The organism is Paraburkholderia gardini (assembly GCF_907164575.1).
Taxonomy (GTDB): domain Bacteria; phylum Pseudomonadota; class Gammaproteobacteria; order Burkholderiales; family Burkholderiaceae; genus Paraburkholderia; species Paraburkholderia gardini.
Genome location: NZ_CAJQYY010000005.1, coordinates 51,936 through 69,122 on the forward strand (window position 1 = coordinate 51,936; position 17,187 = coordinate 69,122).

Annotated in this window: 15 protein-coding genes; 4 read left to right on the forward strand and 11 right to left on the reverse strand. The window is 64.4% G+C overall.

The window, feature by feature from the left end; genetic code table 11:
* Positions 1 to 195: 195 nt before the first annotated feature.
* Positions 196 to 1,530, reverse strand: coding sequence for an ATP-binding protein (locus LPA34_RS05595; RefSeq protein ID WP_228975806.1), 1,335 nt, complete (start codon positions 1,528 to 1,530; stop codon positions 196 to 198).
* Positions 1,527 to 2,189, reverse strand: coding sequence for a response regulator (locus LPA34_RS05600; protein WP_228975810.1), 663 nt, complete (start codon positions 2,187 to 2,189; stop codon positions 1,527 to 1,529). The genes LPA34_RS05595 and LPA34_RS05600 overlap by 4 nt, the downstream gene beginning before the upstream one ends.
* Before the next feature lie 249 nt (positions 2,190 to 2,438).
* Between LPA34_RS05600 and LPA34_RS05605 the strand changes: the two genes are divergently transcribed.
* The 3 genes from LPA34_RS05605 to LPA34_RS05615 are packed head-to-tail and all read left to right on the forward strand — an operon-like array spanning position 2,439 to position 7,964.
* The gene (locus LPA34_RS05605; RefSeq protein ID WP_228975812.1) at positions 2,439 to 3,800 is read left to right on the forward strand and encodes a TolC family protein; all 1,362 of its coding nucleotides are present in this window, start codon (positions 2,439 to 2,441) and stop codon (positions 3,798 to 3,800) included.
* Positions 3,790 to 4,890, forward strand: a complete 1,101-nt coding sequence (locus LPA34_RS05610; protein ID WP_228975815.1) for an efflux RND transporter periplasmic adaptor subunit — start codon at positions 3,790 to 3,792, stop codon at positions 4,888 to 4,890. The genes LPA34_RS05605 and LPA34_RS05610 overlap by 11 nt, the downstream gene beginning before the upstream one ends.
* Positions 4,887 to 7,964 carry an efflux RND transporter permease subunit gene (locus LPA34_RS05615; protein WP_228975819.1) on the forward strand — a complete coding sequence of 1,026 codons (3,078 nt, stop codon included), beginning with the start codon at positions 4,887 to 4,889 and terminating at the stop codon, positions 7,962 to 7,964. The genes LPA34_RS05610 and LPA34_RS05615 overlap by 4 nt, the downstream gene beginning before the upstream one ends.
* Positions 7,965 to 8,086: 122 nt before the next feature.
* On the opposite strand, the gene LPA34_RS05620 is transcribed toward LPA34_RS05615, so the two are convergent.
* The 9 genes from LPA34_RS05620 to LPA34_RS05660 form a co-directional block, all read right to left on the reverse strand.
* On the reverse strand, positions 8,087 to 8,407 hold the full coding sequence (locus LPA34_RS05620; RefSeq protein WP_228975822.1) for a DUF4148 domain-containing protein: 321 nt from the start codon (positions 8,405 to 8,407) through the stop codon (positions 8,087 to 8,089).
* Between the two features lie 302 nt (positions 8,408 to 8,709).
* Positions 8,710 to 9,423, reverse strand: a complete 714-nt coding sequence (locus LPA34_RS05625; protein ID WP_228975825.1) for a response regulator transcription factor — start codon at positions 9,421 to 9,423, stop codon at positions 8,710 to 8,712.
* On the reverse strand, positions 9,420 to 10,829 hold the full coding sequence (locus LPA34_RS05630) for a sensor histidine kinase (RefSeq protein ID WP_228976096.1): 1,410 nt from the start codon (positions 10,827 to 10,829) through the stop codon (positions 9,420 to 9,422). Before LPA34_RS05630 ends, LPA34_RS05625 begins: the two co-directional genes overlap by 4 nt.
* A 286-nt stretch (positions 10,830 to 11,115) precedes the next feature.
* A complete protein-coding gene (locus tag LPA34_RS05635; RefSeq protein WP_228975827.1) occupies positions 11,116 to 11,955 on the reverse strand; it encodes a shikimate dehydrogenase family protein in 840 nt (279 codons plus the stop codon).
* A 75-nt stretch (positions 11,956 to 12,030) separates the two neighbouring features.
* Positions 12,031 to 12,378: a cupin domain-containing protein gene (locus LPA34_RS05640; RefSeq protein ID WP_228975829.1), complete on the reverse strand. Its 348-nt coding sequence runs from the start codon at positions 12,376 to 12,378 to the stop codon at positions 12,031 to 12,033.
* 27 nt (positions 12,379 to 12,405) lie between these two features.
* On the reverse strand, positions 12,406 to 13,827 hold the full coding sequence (locus LPA34_RS05645) for an FAD-containing oxidoreductase (RefSeq protein WP_228975833.1): 1,422 nt from the start codon (positions 13,825 to 13,827) through the stop codon (positions 12,406 to 12,408).
* Between the two features lie 115 nt (positions 13,828 to 13,942).
* Entirely contained in the window at positions 13,943 to 14,131 is a 189-nt protein-coding gene (locus LPA34_RS05650) for a hypothetical protein (protein WP_228975834.1), read from the reverse strand.
* Positions 14,132 to 14,312: 181 nt separating this feature from the next.
* Positions 14,313 to 15,431, reverse strand: coding sequence for a 3-deoxy-7-phosphoheptulonate synthase (locus tag LPA34_RS05655; protein WP_324251707.1), 1,119 nt, complete (start codon positions 15,429 to 15,431; stop codon positions 14,313 to 14,315).
* 90 nt (positions 15,432 to 15,521) lie between these two features.
* Complete coding sequence (locus tag LPA34_RS05660; protein WP_228975836.1) at positions 15,522 to 15,830, reverse strand: high-potential iron-sulfur protein; 309 nt, start codon at positions 15,828 to 15,830, stop codon at positions 15,522 to 15,524.
* Between the two features lie 200 nt (positions 15,831 to 16,030).
* Here LPA34_RS05660 and LPA34_RS05665 point away from each other — a divergent pair, with 200 nt between their 5' ends.
* Positions 16,031 to 17,137 (forward strand): OpgC domain-containing protein, encoded by a 1,107-nt coding sequence (locus LPA34_RS05665; RefSeq protein ID WP_228975839.1) that lies wholly within the window; start codon positions 16,031 to 16,033, stop codon positions 17,135 to 17,137.
* Positions 17,138 to 17,187 lie beyond the last annotated feature (50 nt).

Sequence of the window (17,187 nt, forward strand, 5' to 3'; positions counted from 1 at the left end):
CGGTCCGTGCGTTCATTGATCTCAGGACGACCACGGCAGGTGTGCCGGGCGCGTTTCCCGGCCCGTCGGGCCGGGTGTATACGAGGACGAGGGAAATACTACCGGCGATACCTGAAGGAAATCTTAAGGACCGGCCTGCGCGCGCCCGCGATCGCCATCAAATCAGGCGAATCACGCGACGGATTACAAAAGCCTTTAGCGCGACTGCAAACCCGTTACCGACACCGAGAGGCCCGGTGCGTCGACATTGTTGCGGACGGTGAGCGTCGCGCGATGCCGCCCCGCGATGCGCGACGCGATCGCCAGGCCAAGACCGCTGCCCTGCCCCTCGGCGTCCGCGACGCGATAAAACCGGTCGAGTACGCGCACCAGCTCGCTGTCCGGAATGCCAGGGCCGTTGTCGACGACGACAAAACCGACGGCATCCGCATCGCGCTTCAGGATCACGTCGATCTTGCCGCCCGCCGGCGTATAGCGGATCGCGTTGTCGACGAGATTGTCCAGCAGCACGCCAAGCCCATGCTGCTCCGCGAGCACCATATAGGCGTCGTCGGGCGTGCGCGGCGCGAACAGTTCCAGGCCGAGGTCGATGCCCTTTGCTTCGGCGAGCAGCGAAAAGTCGCCGACCGACTGCTCGCCCACCCGTCTCAGGCTCATGGGCGTCATCGACGTGGCCGGCTGCGCGTCCTCGCGCGCGAGCGTCAGCAACTGCTGCACCAGATGAATCAGGCGATTGAGCCGGCCTTCGATGCGATCGAGCGTCTGGTCTCGCGCCACCAGCGAGCCGTCGCGCACGGCGGCCTGCAACTGCAGCTTCAGCGCGGCCAGCGGGGAACGCAGTTCGTGCGCCGCGTCCGCGACGAACATGCGCTGCGCCTGCGACGCCACGTTCAGACGCTGCAGCAGGTCGTTCAGCGCTTCGACAAGCGGCCGGATTTCGTCCGGCATGCGCCCCTCCAGGTGCACCGGGTCGAGCGAATCGATCGAGCGCGAGGCAAGCGCCCGCGAAAGACCGCCGATTGGCGCGAGCCCGCGCGCGACCACGAACAGGACCAGCACGATCGTCACCGGAATCAGCAGCCAGAGCGGCCACAGCGTGCGTAGCGCGAGCCGCAACGCAAGATCCTCGCGCACCGACACCGGCTGCGCGACCTGGACGAAACGCCCGGCCTGCTGCAGCCCGAACACGCGCCAGTGACGCTCGCCGCGTTCGATCGTGCGGATGCCGGCGGGAAAACGCGTCAGTTCAGGCGCGCTCAGCGATTGATAAACCAGTATGCCGTCCTTGTCCCAGATCGCGATGACGATGCGGTCGTCGGAGATTCCTTCAAAATCGGGACGCGTGTGCTGCACGCTTTCGGTATTTTCCAGACTGGAAGGCAGCGAGAGCGCCACGGCGCGCAACTCGTAGTCGAACAGTTCGCTCGCTTCCTCGCGCGCGGTGTAGAAGATGCCATAACCGGCCACGAGCGAAGCGGCCGCAAGACCGAAGATGAGCCAGCCCAGCAGCCAGCGCCGGATCGACGTCATTCAGCCCTCTTCAGCCGGTAGCCGACGCCCCGGACCGTCACGATCTGCCCGGCGCCGATCTTGCGGCGCAGGCTGTGTACGTGGACTTCAATCGTGTTGCTGCCCACCTCTTCTCCCCATCCGTACAGTTTTTCCTCGAGTTCCGCTTTCGTGAACACGCGCGAGGGCTCTTCGATCAACGCCTGCAGCAACGCAAACTCACGCGGCAGGAGCGGCACGATTTCGCCGTTCTTCGTCGTTTCGTGCGCGGCGGGATCGAGCATCAGCTCGCCGTGCGCATAGACCGGCTGCTTCTGTCCGGTGCGGCGGCGCAGCAGCGCGCGTACGCGCGCGGCGAGTTCGTCGAGATCGAACGGCTTGATCAGGTAGTCGTCCGCGCCCGCGTCGAGGCCACGAATGCGCTCGTCCACCGCGTCGCGCGCGGTCAGGATGATGACAGGCGCGGCGCCGCCCGCCTTGCGCCAGGTGTTCAGCACGGCAATGCCGTCTTTTTTCGGCAGACCGAGATCGAGCAGCACGAGGTCGTAGACCCCGTTGCCGAGCGACAGGTCGGCAGCGCGCCCATCCTTCGCCCAGTCGATCGCATAGCCCACGCGGCGCATCGATTCGAGCACGGTTTCCGCAATCATTTCGTCGTCTTCGATCAGTAGCAGACGCATCGGGTCACTCCGCTGTCTTTTGTACAGGTCCGCATTGTCACTGTCCGAAGCTTAACGCGCGCTTAAGCGTTACTTAAGCTGCAAATCGTGAAAATCGCTCCTCATCCGGACGCGCCACCGCTTGAACACACGCGTCCGCCTCTTTTCCGCGAGGAGCAGGACTTGCCTATTCCCCAGTTTCACTCACGACTCCGTGTGCCTGCATCCGGGTCGTTACGGCTTCGGTTACGGCTTCCACTACGTGCCCTCGTGCCCGTTTGCGCCGCGCTGCTCGCCGGTTGCACGTGGTATCACCGCGAGCCTCTCGCGCCACACGACACGTCGACGTCCGTCGCCACGCTCGAGCGCATCCAGATCGATCCCGCGACCATGCCGCTGCCCGAGCTGGCGGCTCACCGCTTCGATCCGTCCGACGGACTCGACATAGAGGAAGTCGCGATGCTGGCTGTCGCGAACAACCCCGATCTGAAGCTGACCCGCGACGATCTCGGCATTGCCCACGCGCAGGCGTTTTCCGCCGGCTTGCTGCCCGATCCGCAGTTGAGCATCTCCAGCGACTATCCAGGCGCCGAGGGCCTCACGCGCGCGTTCAATTATGGCTTGAGCATGGACGTCATGGCGATCGTGACGCGCGGCGCCAACAAGGCCTCGGCGGATGCGACCTATGTGAAGACCGACCTCGGTCTGCTATGGCAGGAATGGCAGATCGTCGCGCAGGCGAAGCAGCTGTTCCTGAAGGCGCGCTTCCAGGACGAAACGCTTCCGCTGCTCGAGCAGCAACGCGAACTGTCCCGCACGCGATACGAACGCATGGCCCAGGCGCAGCGCGAAGGCAATCTCACCGAGGACACCCTCACCGCCGCGCTCACGTCGTACAGCGACGCGCGCAAGCAGTTCACCGATGCCGAACGCGCCGCCGAACAGACCCATCACGATCTGAATGCGCTCCTCGGCCTCGCGCCCGACGTGCAGCTCACGCTGACCAGCGACAACGACAGCGCCCCCGTCGACGACGCCACCATCGACGCCGCGCTCACGACGCTGCCGAAGCGCCGCCCCGACCTGCTCGCGCTGCAGGCGGGTTATGAAGCACAGGAGCAGAAATACCGCGCCGCCGTGCTGTCGCAGTTTCCGGGCCTGTCGGTGGGCTTCGTGCGTGCGCGCGACACCTCGAACATCTATACGAGCGGCTTCCAGATCAACCTGAGCCTGCCGGTTTTCAACCGCAACCAGGGCAATGTCGCGATCGAAAAGGCCACGCGCCAGCGCCTGCGCGACGAGTATCAGGACCGGCTCAACCAGGCATACGCCGACGTCGCGCACATGCGCGCGGACACCGCGATCCTGACGCGTCAGCTCCAGCAGACAGAAGCCGCGTTACCCGATGCCGATCGCGCCGCTCACCACGCGCGGCAGGCGTACGGGGACCACAACTTCACGCTCGGCGCCTACGTCGATGCGCAAAGCGCGGCACTCACCAGACGCGTCGACGTCGCCACGCTGCGCGAATCGCTCGCTGAAGAGCGGATCGCGCTGCAGGCGCTGCTCGGCGCCGCGATTCCCGACGCTTTTTCTTCCGACCAGACTTTCACCGAAAACCATGCGAACTAATCGCCTCACGACGCGGGCACAGCGCGCTGCCGTCTGCGTCGCCCTTGCGTCCCTCTTCGGGATGCCGTCCGCTCACGCCGACGGCGACCCCGTCGTCAGCGTGCAGACCGCTCAGGTACATCGCGACACGATCGCGCAGCCCGTGCGCGCGTACGGTATCGTGGCCGCTTCGGCCTCCAGCGTGACGACCCTCAATCTGCCCTACGTCGCGCGCGTCACGCAGATGCGTGTGCAGGCCGGCCAGCGCGTCACACGCGGCATGCCGCTGGCCGTCGTGCAGGCCGATCCGGCAGCGGTGCTCGCCGCGACGCAGGCGAAGAGCGCGCTCACGCTCGCGCAGGGCGAAGTCGCGCGCACGCAATCGCTCTTCGACAAGGGTCTCGCGACACAGTCGCAACTGGCGACGGCGAGGAAAGCCGCGCAGGACGCGCAGCAGGCGCTCGCCGCGCAGGACCAGATGGGCGTCGGTCCCGGCGCACGCACGGTGAACTCGCCGGTGGACGGCGTCGTGCTGCAGGTGTCGGTTGCGCAGGGCGACCAGGTGCAGCCGGGCGCCGCGATCATGCAGCTCGCGGCCGGCGACAGCGGCAAGGACGCGCGCGCCAACGTCACGCTTGGCGTCGAGCCTTCGGATGCGGCCTCGATCCACGCGGGCGATGCGGTGACGTTGCATGGCCTGTCCGTTGCACTCGCGAAATCGGCGGTACCCGGCCGCGTCGTGATGGTAGGCGCCTCGGTCGATCCGCAAAGCCAGCTCGTGAATATCGGCGCGAACGTGCCGCTCGGGCAAACCGCTTTCATTCCCGGCACGCGTGTGAGCGCGGACATCGCGACGAACACGGGCACGCACTGGATCGTGCCGCGCAACGCCGTGCTGAAGGACAGCCATGGCGACTACGTGTTCCAGATCACGCCCGCGAAAACGGCGCATCGGGTCAACGTCGTCACGCGTGTGGAAGACAACGGCCGCTATGGCGTCGACGGCATGATCGACGGCACACTCCCGCTCGTCGTCTCCGGCAACTATGAGCTCACCGACGGCATGGCCGTAAAGACTGACGGCAAGGCAGACGGGAGCGCCGCGCGATGAATTTCGGTCAATGGATGCAACGGCATCGACGTTCGCTGCTGTTCGTGATCGCGCTGCTCGCGATCGCTGGCGCGCTCACTGCGTTTCGCCTGCCGATCTCGCTGTTTCCGAACGTCGCGTTTCCGCGCGCGGTGGTTTCGCTCGATGCCGGCGACCGCCCCGCCGAACAGATGACGACGCTCGTCACGATGCCCGTTGAAGAAGCGCTGCGCCGCGTGCCGGGCGTGCGTGACGTCGAATCGAAAACAAGCCGCGGCACGGCCGAAATCTCGATCAATTTCGACTGGGGCACGGACATGGCGCAGGCCACGTTGCAGGCGCAGTCGGCGATCAGCGAGATTCTGGCGACGCTGCCGCCGGGCACGTCGATGCAGGTTCGCCGGATGGACCCGACGGTGTTCCCGGTGCTGGCCTACAGCCTCACCTCGAACCAGCAGTCGCCGTCGGCACTTCACGATCTCGCGCAGTTCCAGATGCGTCCGCTGCTGTCGTCGGTCGAAGGCGTGGCGCGCGTCGATATCACCGGCGGCGCGCAGGACGAATTCGAAGTCGCGATCGACCCTGCCCGGCTCGCCGCGTACAAACTCTCGCTCGCCGACGTGTCGAAGGCGATCGGCGCGAGCAATGTACTGATGGCGACCGGCCGTATCGAAGACCACGACAAGCTGTATCTCGTGATCGCCAACACGACCGTCACGCAGATCGCCGAACTGAAGAACGTGGTCGTCTCGGCGAACGGCGCATCACAGGTTCGTCTTGGCGACGTCGCCAGCGTGCAGCAGGGCGTCGTGCCGCAATGGATGCGCGTCACCGCCGACGGCCAGGACGCCGTTCTCGTCAACATCTTCCAGCAGCCAGGCGCGAACAGCGTCGCGATGGCGAGAGCGATCCGCGCGAAACTCGCGGACTTTCAGCATCAGATGCCGCCCGGCGTCCATCTTGCGAACTGGTACGACCAGAGCGAACTCGTCATCGCGTCCGCAACCAGCGTGCGCGACGCGATCATGATCGGCGTCGTGCTCGCGGCATTCACGCTGTTCGCGTTCCTGCGCAACTGGAAAATCACGGCGATCGCGGTCGCGCTCGTACCGGTCGTGATGGCCGCGACGATCCTGCTGCTCGACGTGTTCGGCATGGGCTTTAACATCATGACGCTCGGCGGAATGGCGGCGGCAGTGGGCCTCGTGATCGACGATGCGATCGTGATGATCGAGCACATCGTCAGACGCATGCGCGAAGCGGGCGCGTACAGGTTTCACGGCCGTGTCATGACGGCGGCGCTCGAATTCACGCGGCCGCTTGCCGGATCGTCCGCGGCGACGCTGATCATTTTCGTGCCGCTCGCGTTTCTGTCCGGCGTCACGGGTGCGTTTTTCAAGGCGCTGTCGATCACGATGGCAAGCGCGCTGTTCATTTCGTTCCTCGTCACGTGGCTGGCGGTGCCGATCCTGTGCGACCACTGGCTCAAGCCGAAAGACGCCGAGGAGCACCGCGAATCGCGCTTCGCACTATGGATGAACCATCGTTACGCGTGGCTGATCGAGCATGTCACCACGCGCCCGCTGCTGGTGCTCGTCGGACTGGTTCCACTCATCGTGGTCGCTGCATTTGCATTTACCCGCGTCGGCAGCGGCTTCATGCCGACGATGGACGAAGGCGGTTTCGTGCTCGACTATCACACGGAACCGGGCACTTCGATCACCGAAACCGACCGGCTGATGCGGCAGGTCGAAACGATCATCCGCGCGAATCCGAACGTCGCGACGTATTCGCGTCGTACTGGTGCGGGTCTTGGCGGCGATCTTCAGGAACCGAATCGCGGCGACTTCTTCGTGCGGCTCAAATCGGGCAGCCGCGAACCGATCGCAACGGTCATGGAAGAGATCCGCTCGAAGATCGAAACCCAGGTGCCCGGCGTCAGCATCGAACTGGCACAACTGATGGAAGATCTGATCGGCGACCTCACCGCAGTGCCGCAACCTGTGCAGATCAAGATCTACTCCGACGATCAGGCGACGCTCGACGCCACCGCAAGAAAAGTAGCCGCGAACATCGGCAAGATTCAGGGTGTGGTCGATGTGAACGACGGCATCAATCCGGCCGGTGACGCACTGGAACTGCACATCCGGCCCGACGCGGCCGCGGCGGAAGGCATGGACCCGCAGTCGATCGCGCAGGCGGTGTCTGACATGGTGCAAGGTAGCGTCGCGACGCAGTTCCAGAGCGGCCCCAGAACCGTCGGCGTGCGCGTACGGGTTGCCGGCGCGCTCACGCTTACCGATACGCAACTCGGCGAGTTGCAGATCCGCGCGCCGGACGGCCATCTGTTCGCGCTTAAACGCGTGGCCGACCGCGTGACCGTGACGGGACAGCCCGAGATCAGCCGCGACAATCTCAAGCGCATGGTTGCGGTCACGGCACGGATCGACGGCCGCGACCTGGGCTCGACCATCGCCGATGTGCAGAGGACCCTGGCCGATCCGGATCTTTTGCCGAAGGGCATGTATTACGAACTGGGCGGCCTGTATCAGCAACAACAGATCGCGTTCAAGGGACTGCTCACGGTGTTCGGTGCGGCGGTCGCGCTGGTGTTCGGCCTGCTGCTGTTTCTTTACGAACGCTTCCGCGTCGCGATCGCCGTCATGGCCATGCCGCTGCTGGCGACGGGTGCCGTTTTCATCGGCCTGTGGGTGACCGGCATCGAACTCAACATTTCCGCGATGATGGGCATGACGATGATCATCGGTATCGTGACGGAAGTGGCGATCTTCTACGTGTCGGAACTGCAGGGGCTCGTGCGCGATGAAGGCGTGCCGTTCGAAACCGCGCTGGTTCAGGCGGGACGCAACCGTCTGCGGCCGATCGCGATGACGACGATCGCCGCGATTCTCGCGTTGCTGCCACTTGCATTCGCGCTCGGCCAGGGTTCGGCGATGCAGCAGCCGCTTGCTGTCGCGATCATCTCCGGGCTGATCGTGCAATTGCCGCTGGTGCTTTTGCTGCTGCCAGTGCTGCTGCAACTGCTGATGAAGCAACGCAAGCCTGCTGAAGGAAAACCTTCGGAACCCGTTTGATCTGGCGTAGTGCAGGCGGACCCGCTAAAGGGTCCGCATTTGTACTTTCGGTTATCGCGACATCCACAGGCAAAAAAAAGGGCGCCACACGGCGCCCCTTCTTTTCACATCAAGCGAAACGCTCAATGACGCGAATACAACGAGTGCCCGGCTACGTCATGGGAAACGCTGGCCGGCTGACCCGATTGCTCTGAACCATTTGTCGCGGGACCGTAATCGACATTCCCCGCCGGTGCGACGTTAGACGCGACTGCATGCGCGGACCGGTCGAACCGCGGGTAATGCACTTTCGACTGATGCAGCTCACCAGACTGCTCTGCCTGCACGAGCTGCGCGCGAACGGTATCACGGGTGACCGGATAGTTGCCGCCATCCTGAGCGAACGACACAACGGGAACAATCAGCGCACCTGCGACGACAAGCGATGAGATAAGGGCTTTCATGCGAGTTCTCCTTGAACATGACCGCCCGGATAATCCGGACGATACATGCGACAGGATAAGGAGCGAATCCTTAACTAACCCTTAGACGTCATGGCGAAACAGAAACTTCCAGAACCCGAAGGTTGACTGGAAGTTGTGACCCTGAAATAACGCTTACGACCTGACCCTAACCTTAAACCACTGCGTCGTTTTAGCTTAAGCGATGCTTAAAACGCGTGTGGATGGCGGTCGCGGGTTCAAGCTGGTTTTTTGCACCCGAGGCGCGCCTCTTTCATGACATCGGGGAAACGTTGCTGAAAACACTAGCTTGGCATCGCAACAGCGCCACCGGCAAAGACTTCGCGCGGCTCTTCTTCGCGAAGGATGTAGCCAAGACCGCGCAAGGTCATGATTCTCGCGCTCGAATGGGCAAGGTGCTTGCGCAGGCGGTGAATGTAGATATCGATCGCATCGGCGCTCGGCTCGTCGTCGAGGTTGAAGACGCTGTCCATCAGCGCCGCCTTCGAAACCGTCTTGCCCTGTCTGAGAATCAGCGTTTCGAGAATCGCGTGCTCGCGACGGCGTAACGGTAACGGTTCACCGTGCAGCATGAACTCGCGCGTGTCGAACAGGTAGTGCAGATCGCCGCAGTCGAGATGCTGTCCCTTGTCACCCGCAGCCTGCCGCCGTATCAGCGCCTTGATGCGCGCGACCAGCTCGCGTGCATCGAACGGCTTGACGACGTAATCGTCCGCGCCCGCCGAGAAACACGCGACCTTGTCGTCGGTCGAGCCGTTAGCGGTCAGCATCAGCACGGGCACGGTGTCGCGCTTGCGGCGCAGACGTGCAAGCACATCCTTGCCGCCGATGCCGGGCAATCGCAGATCGAGCAGCACCGCGTCGTAGTGCTGCAGGCCGAGCAGCGTTTCGGCGCGTTCGCCGTCCTGGGCCCAGTCCAGTGCGAAATTCTCGACCTGCATGAGGTTGATCACCCAGCGCGCGAGATCGGCGTCGTCTTCGACAAGCAGCAGCTTCATGTCTCTTCCTTCGTGCTATCCGCGCGTGGCGCGGCCTGCCATGGACGCATCTCGACGGTCGCCACGAGACCGATGCCCTTCTCGCCTGATTCAAGCACGACGGTACCGCCCTGCCGCAGCGCGATCTCACGCACGATCGGCAAACCGAGGCCGGTGCCGTCCGCGTGGCTCGACGCGCGATAGAAGCGTTCGAAAACGCGTGCCTTCGCGTCAGCCCTGATCCCCGGGCCATTGTCGATCACGCGCAGGATCACGCAGTCCGGTGAACGGTGCGCCTGCACGGTCACGCGGCCGCCCGTCTGCGTATAGCGCAGCGCGTTGTCCACCAGATTGGTGACGAGCGCCGTGGTCAACGCTTCGTCACCGGTGACGTACAGGCTGTCCTCGAGCTCCGCCCCCAGGTCGATCTCGCGCGCCTGCGCGAATGCGATCAGTGCTTCGAGCACGCTGGCGATCAGCGCGACCAGATCGACGCACTCTTCCGTGTGGGACGGCGCCGCCGATTCCGCCTGTGCGAGCAACAGCAGCTTGTCGGTCAGCGTCGTCATCCTGCGGCTGCTCTTGTGCATGCCGGCAAGCGCTTCGGTTAGCCGCGCGTCACGGCTTTCACATTGCCGCGCGAACTGGATCTGTGCGTCGAGCAGCGTGAGCGGCGTGCGCAACTGATGCGCGGCGTCGGAGATGAACTGCCGCTGCATCACGGTCTGCTGGCCCATGCGCGCAATACACTGGTTGATCGCATCGACGATCGGGCGCAGTTCGACGTGAAGCCGCGCGACGCGCAGCGGTTGCAGCTGCGACGGATTTCTGTCGGCAACGTCGTCCTTCACCTTCATCAACGGCCGTAGTTCGAACGTGAGTCCAAGATAGACAAAGACCATCGCCAGCAGCAACGTCAACACCTCGCCGAAAAGCTGCGGACGCAGCAACTGCCAGACCATCGCATCGCGCGAGGCCTCCGTCTTCGCGACGGCAACGACGACTTCCTCCGTGCGTCCCGAGTCGTACAGCTGACGCACGTAGGCCGCGGCGCGCACGGGGCGGCCGTCGTCGAGACGCGTTGAATACAGCACAGGGACGGGATCCATGCCACGTGGCAACGGCAGTTCGGTGCCGCCCGCAAGCAGCTGGTGCGCGCTTGTCTCGACGCGGTAATACACACTGTCTTGCTCCGGCGATTCGAAGAGTTCCAGCGCGGCGGGGGGAATCTGCACCGCGACCGAGCCGTCATTCCAGTCGATGTCTTCGCCGATGATCCGCATCGACGAAGCAAGCGCGTTGTCCTGCACGAGATCGGCTGTCGCCATTGCGTTGCGAAACGAGATCACTCCCGATATCGACACGAACGCCGCCAGGGGCAGCAGCAGCCACCACAACAGCCGGCCGCGCAGGCTTCCCGGAAACACGGCGCGGCGTTCCTCCCTGTCTGTCGCGCGCGCAGCGGGGCGCAGGCGCGCGGCGGACGCCGCCATGGCTGCGCCGACGATTCGCCCGGCGTAGCCGAAGGCGTGGTTCATTGCGTTGTCTCCGATCTGTCCCGGGGCGGGTTGGCGTCTTTCAGACGTTTTTCCCGGGCAGTCTAGCCGCGCGAACCCTTCTCAATGCTTTCGCGCTTCCATATTTCGCGCGTAATCCGGGTTTGTCCTGAGTGCGAAAACGCCCTTGCGGCAACGATTTGCCCGCCGCCCGGCTTCAATCCTGCTGCCTGATCCGCGAAATCGCGCGCAACGCCTCGGGCGTGGCAGTACCGAATCCAAAGAACTCAAGATAAGCCGGGATCATTTCGAACAGCATGTCGGTGCCGACCTGCACAGGGCATCCCTTGTCCTTCGCCGCGCGCAGAAGCGGCGTGTATTCGGCCTTCATCACGACCTCGCCAACGAACGTGGTGGGTGCGATGCGGTCGATGTCGAACGGCATCGGATCGCCGTCTTTCATGCCAAGCGGTGTCGCGTTGACGATCAGATCGAAGCCCGCTGGGTCTCTGGAACCCGTGGTCACGACAAGTTGCGGATAGTGTTTGCGCAGACGGTCCGCAAGCGCCTCGACCGATGCTCCGGCCGTGTCGAACAGCGCCATTTCCGCGACGCCCGCGCCGGCGAGCGAAGCTGCAATCGCCGAACCCACGCCGCCGCTGCCGAGCACCAGCACGCGCGCGCCCTTCAGCGCACGCCCCTTGCGCTCGACCCCGCGCACGAAGCCCGCGCCATCGAACTGGTCGCCGAGCAGCGTGCCGTCCTCGCGCTTCAGGATCGCGTTGCAGGCGCCCGCGATGGCGGCGGTCGGCGTCACTTCGTCGACGAGGCTCACCGTCGTGACCTTGTGCGGCATCGTGACGAGCGCGCCGCGGATATTGGACATGCGAAACAGCAACGGAAGAAACGCGACGTAGTCCTCGGGCTTCACGCCCATCGGCATCACGATGGCATCGATGCCGTTTTTCTCGAACCATGGGTTATAGATCAATGGCGCCTTGAACGCCTCCGTCGGATAGCCGATGTGTGCAACAAGCGTCGTTTTTCCGCTGATCATCGCGGTGCTCCTTGAAGATGGGTCGTGCTGGATCTCAATGCTAGCAGGCCGCACATCGCCGGGCGGCCAGACGGTTCAGGCGCGTTCGTAATGCACAGCGAGCCAGAACGTCGGTTCGCCTGCGTCCGTCCACGCCACGCGATGCCGGCAATGCGCGGGAATCCGCACGTAATCGCCAGGCTGCATCATGTGTGGCCGCACAATGTCTTCAGAGGGTGTTTCGAATTCGAGCGCGGCGGCGCCCGCGATGAGCAGAACCCATTCTTCGTGAGGGCTGTCGTACCAGAAGCCCTCCGGGCTCGCCTGCCCTGTCGAAATGATTCGCTCGATACGCAGCCCTGTGCGATCGATCAGCGTGTCGAACCGCTCGTCAGGACCCGTGGGTCCCGCCACGTCGAACAGATTGCCGGTCTCGGGTTTCATCGCCTGCGCCTCTTCATGGGCCACAACTCAAACCATCGGCTTGAGGCCTTCGAGCAGCGTTGGAACCAGTTCGCTGATGGTGGGGTGTATGTGCATCGCGTGCATCAGCGTGGTGTACGGTGCGCCGGCTTCGATGGTATCGATGAACGTATGAATCGCCTCGTCGCCGTCCACGCCGAGAATCGTCGCGCCCAGAATCTGCCTTGTACCGGCATCGACGAGCGCCTTCATGAAACCCGCGGTCTCGCCTTTTTCGCGCGCACGTCCGACGCGCGACATCGGCAGCGTCGCGATGAGCGCCTTGCGGCCCGACCTGCGCACGTCGGCTTCCGACATCCCCGCGCGCGCAAGCGGCGGATCGACAAATACCGCGTACACCATCGTGCGGCCGTCGACGCTGCGTCGCTCGCCCGTTCGCTGCGCATCGATCACGTTGGCCGCGACGACCTGAAAGTCGTGATACGACGTGTGCGTGAACGCACCGCGTCCGTTGACGTCGCCGATGGCCCACACGCCAGGCACCGAAGTCCGCAGTTCGCCATCGACGGGAATCATGCCGTGTTTGTCGACCGCGATGCCCGCGGCCTCAAGACCGAGATCGTCGGTATTCGGACGACGTCCTGTCGCGAAGAGCAGATGCGAAGCGTCGAGCGCGGGCGTATCGCCCGAAAAATGAATGCGCACCGCGGTGCCTTCGCCGTCCTCGTAACCGGATGCCTCGAGTCGCGTGGGTTCGGCGTGAAAGCAGAACTCGATGCCTTCGCGCACGAACACATCCTGCACGGCCTTCGCAAAATCCGCGTCTTCGCGGCTCAGCACACGATCGCCGCGCACGATCACCGTCACGCGGCTGCCAAAGCGCCGGAACACCTGCGCGAATTCCAGCGCGATATAGCTCGCGCCGACGATCACCAGATGTTCCGGCAACGTCGTCAGCTCAAGCAGCGTCGAGTTCGTGAAATAGCGGATGTCGTCGATGCCGGGCAGCGCCGGCACGACCGGGCGAGTGCCGGTGTTGATGAAAATCTCATCGGCTTCGAGATCCTGATCGGGCTGGCCGTCGCGTCCTTCGACGTGCAGCGTGTGCGGACCCGTGAAGCGCGCGTGGCCGTTAAAGACGCTTACGTTAGTCGCGCCGCGCAGCCACTTTTCGACGCCGCCTCTGGACTGCCCGATGATCTCGTCCTTGCGCGCCTTCACGCGCGCGAGATCGACCGTGATGTCGCCCGTGATCTGGACGCCGTACGCGGCCGCATGGCGCGCCACGTGGGCGGCGCGCGCGCAGGCGACGTACGCCTTGGTCGGCGTACAGCCCACGTTCACACAGGTGCCGCCGAACGCCGCACGTTCGATGACGGCGGTTTTGCGGCCGCTTTCGCCAAGCCGCACCGCCAGCGGCGAGCCGCCCTGCCCGGTGCCGATCACGATAGCGTCGAAATGCTGGGGCATGGCAGACCTCCGGAAGCCGGTAAGGGGTCGTGCCATCTTACACGTGACTTTTCCGCTGTGCGGTTTCGGGGGTCTTTAGCGCGGGTGAAGCGTCGAGGCGCGATTCAGCGGGCGGTCAGCCTTCGCAGTGGACGTGGCAGATCAGTTCGCGTGAGCGCTCGAGTGCGGCCTTCGCGCCGCGCGTAGCGACGACAAACCCCACCTGGCTCAGGTTGAAATCGTGCGACACCATGAGCTGCATGAGCGACACCATCGGCAACACCACGGCCGGGTGATAAAGCTGGCGTTCGATCAGGTCTCTCATGTCCACTCCGTTGCCCGTGTGCGTCTGGGCACTGCATCCAATGTGTCGATGGAAGCAATTCTAGAGGGGACACGCCCACGGATAAATGCACGAAACGCGAAGTCACTTGTCGGCGGATACGAACAATCGGCAAGCCCCGGCGGCCCGGATCGGGCCAAAGCCGGGGTTTCCAGCCCGGAATTCAGCCCGCGCGGCGTGCCCGTACGGCGGCGGCGAGCCTGTCGAGCACGGGCGCGGTCTGCGCCCACGAAAGGCATGCGTCCGTGATCGACACGCCGTAACGCAGCGGCACGCCGGGTTTCAGATCCTGACGCCCTTCCTCGAGATGGCTTTCAATCATTACACCAATGATGCGGCGATCGCCGGCCGAAAGCTGTGTGGCCAGATCTTCCGCGACGTCCATCTGCCGCAGATGCGACTTGCCGGAATTGGCGTGCGAACAGTCGATCATCACCTGCTCGCGCAATCCCAGTTCGCGCAGCGCCGAGCAGCTCGCCTCGACGCCCGCGCGGTCGTAGTTCGGGCCCTTCTTGCCGCCGCGCAGGATCACGTGCGCGTCATCGTTGCCGCGGGTTTCGAAGATCGCCGCCATGCCCATCTTCGTCATGCCCATGAACGCGTGGCTCGCGCGGGCCGCGACGATCGCGTCGGCGGCCACCTGAACGCCGCCGTCGGTGCCGTTCTTGAAGCCGATCGGGCAGCTCAGGCCGGACGCCAGCTGGCGATGGCTCTGGCTTTCCGTCGTGCGCGCGCCGATCGCGCCCCACGCGATCAGGTCGGCGATGTATTGCGGGCTCAGCAGGTCGAGAAATTCCGTCGCGGTGGGCAGGCCGAGGCTGCTGATGTCGAGCAGCAGTTCACGCGCGCGGCGCAGCCCCTCGTTGATGCGGAAGCTGCCGTCGAGTTGCGGGTCGTTGATGTAGCCCTTCCAGCCGACCGTCGTGCGCGGCTTTTCGAAGTAGACGCGCATGACGACGAGCAGATCGTCTTTTAACGCGCCGGCGGCCTCCTTCAGACGATGCGCGTAATCCATCGCCTGCTGATGATCGTGGATCGAACACGGGCCGACGACGGCCACGAGGCGGTCGTCACGGCCGTGCAGAATGTCCGCGATCGCCGAGCGGCTCCGCTCGACAAGCACCTGGACGTCCGGCGGAACCGGCAGTTCGTCCTGCAGCAGCGCCGGAGAAATAAGGGGGCGGACGGCGCCGATGCGGGTGTCGTCGATGCGGGTGGTGTCCTGCGTCGAGTCGGCGCGGCCGGCTTCCTGATCGTGTAAGGGGTTGTCCAGGCGGCTCAAGATAATCTCCGTAAGGCGGGTTGCGACAGGGCAGACGGCAAACCGCGATTATCGCACCCGCGGCGCGCCCTCGCGACCGGCGAGCACCGCCTACGCATTCGTCCAGGACGCGCACCAGCCGTGCGCCGCGACCTGTTTCGCGCCAAAGAGCGCGCAACCGCCGTACGGATCGCTCGCGCTGCCCTGATAAAGCGAGCAGTTGCTGCAGGTCTGGCTGGCCGCCCAGCCCGGAAATTTCGCGCGGTCGACCTTCGAGGCATCGAGCCGGTAGCCGAGTTTTTGTGCAGCGGGATCGTCCTCGCTGAGTTTCGGTGCGTCGGCGAGGGCCGCGCGGGACAACGCCAGCGACGACACCATGCCGGCGCTGAGAATGAGAAAGCTGCGACGCGATGCTTGCATGACCGGATCCGGATTGTGGGGAGTTTTGTCGAAAACCGCTGTGTTGCGCGACCGGGATTACCACGCGCCGACAGCGTGATTTCAGTTGGCTGGCAGCGCAGCGATCTCACGCGAATTCAATTGACACTATCCGCGTTTACGCGGAACGATCTGCTTTCATGCCGCTCCGACAGAGAGACATATCGTACGCGGGAACACTCATGAATTCGCATCAAGGCCGTTCGATCGAAGTGGATTTTTTCCGCGGGATCGTGCTGATCGTCATCGTGCTGGACCATATTCCCGGCAGCGTGCTGTCGCATCTGATGCTGCACGCGTACGCGCTGTGCGATTCGGCGGAAGTGTTCGTGTTTCTCGGCGGCTATGCATCGGCGGCGGCTTATATGGCCGTGCTCGACCGTCGCGGTCCGGGCGCCGCCCAGAAGCGCTTTTTCAGACGTAGCTGGGAAATCTATCGCGCGTATCTGCTCACCGCCCTGCTGACGCTCGTCTCGGGCGCCGCGCTCGCGCTCTTTCATCTGAACCGGCCGATGGTCGAGCTGTCCGGCTGGCCACCGTTTTCCAGCGAGCCGCTGCGCGCAGCGCTCGATATCGCGGTGCTCAGGCGTCAGCCGTATCTGTCGAGCGTATTGCCGATGTATGTGATCTTCGCGCTGTGCGTGCCGTTCGCGGTGCCGCTCGCGCGCCGCTCGGCACTGCTTGCGATGACGCTGAGCCTCGCTGTCTGGGCGCTCGCGCGTCCGCTAGCCTCGCTTTTCAGCATTGACGACGTCGGCAATTGGGCTTTCAATCCGTTTGCATGGCAACTGATGTTCGTACTCGGCATCCTGTCCCGCCTGCAGCCGGTCGGCGAGCGTTTTCATACGTCGAATACCGCGCGCTGGCTGACACGGATTGCCGTCGCCGCCGTGCTCGCGTTCGCCGTGGTCAAGCTGTTCGTGCTGACACAGGCGTTACCGGGTCATCTCAAACAGAATCTCTCGATGGATCGTGTGATCAATTTCCTCGTCATCGCGTGGCTTGCCGCGCGTTTCGTGCATACCGGCAGCATCGCGCGGCTGGCACGGCGGCTGCCGGCCGTCGTGACCGTCGGACGCACCGGGCTCGTGTGTTTCGTCACGGGCACGCTGGTCTCGCTCGTCGTCGACACCGCGACGCCACGCGGCCTGCCCGGCTTCGGGCACACGGTGGCGGCGCTCGCCGGCGATCTCGTCGCGATCACGGCGATGCTTGTCATCGCGCGCGGCTGGAGCGGGTGGAAAGGCCTGCAGGCGCGTACGGCCGTCAATAGCGCCGGCTGCGGATGAGCGCGCGAGCCGGTTCATCCGGCGCCCCGCGCGCCTTCGTCTCCTTGCGC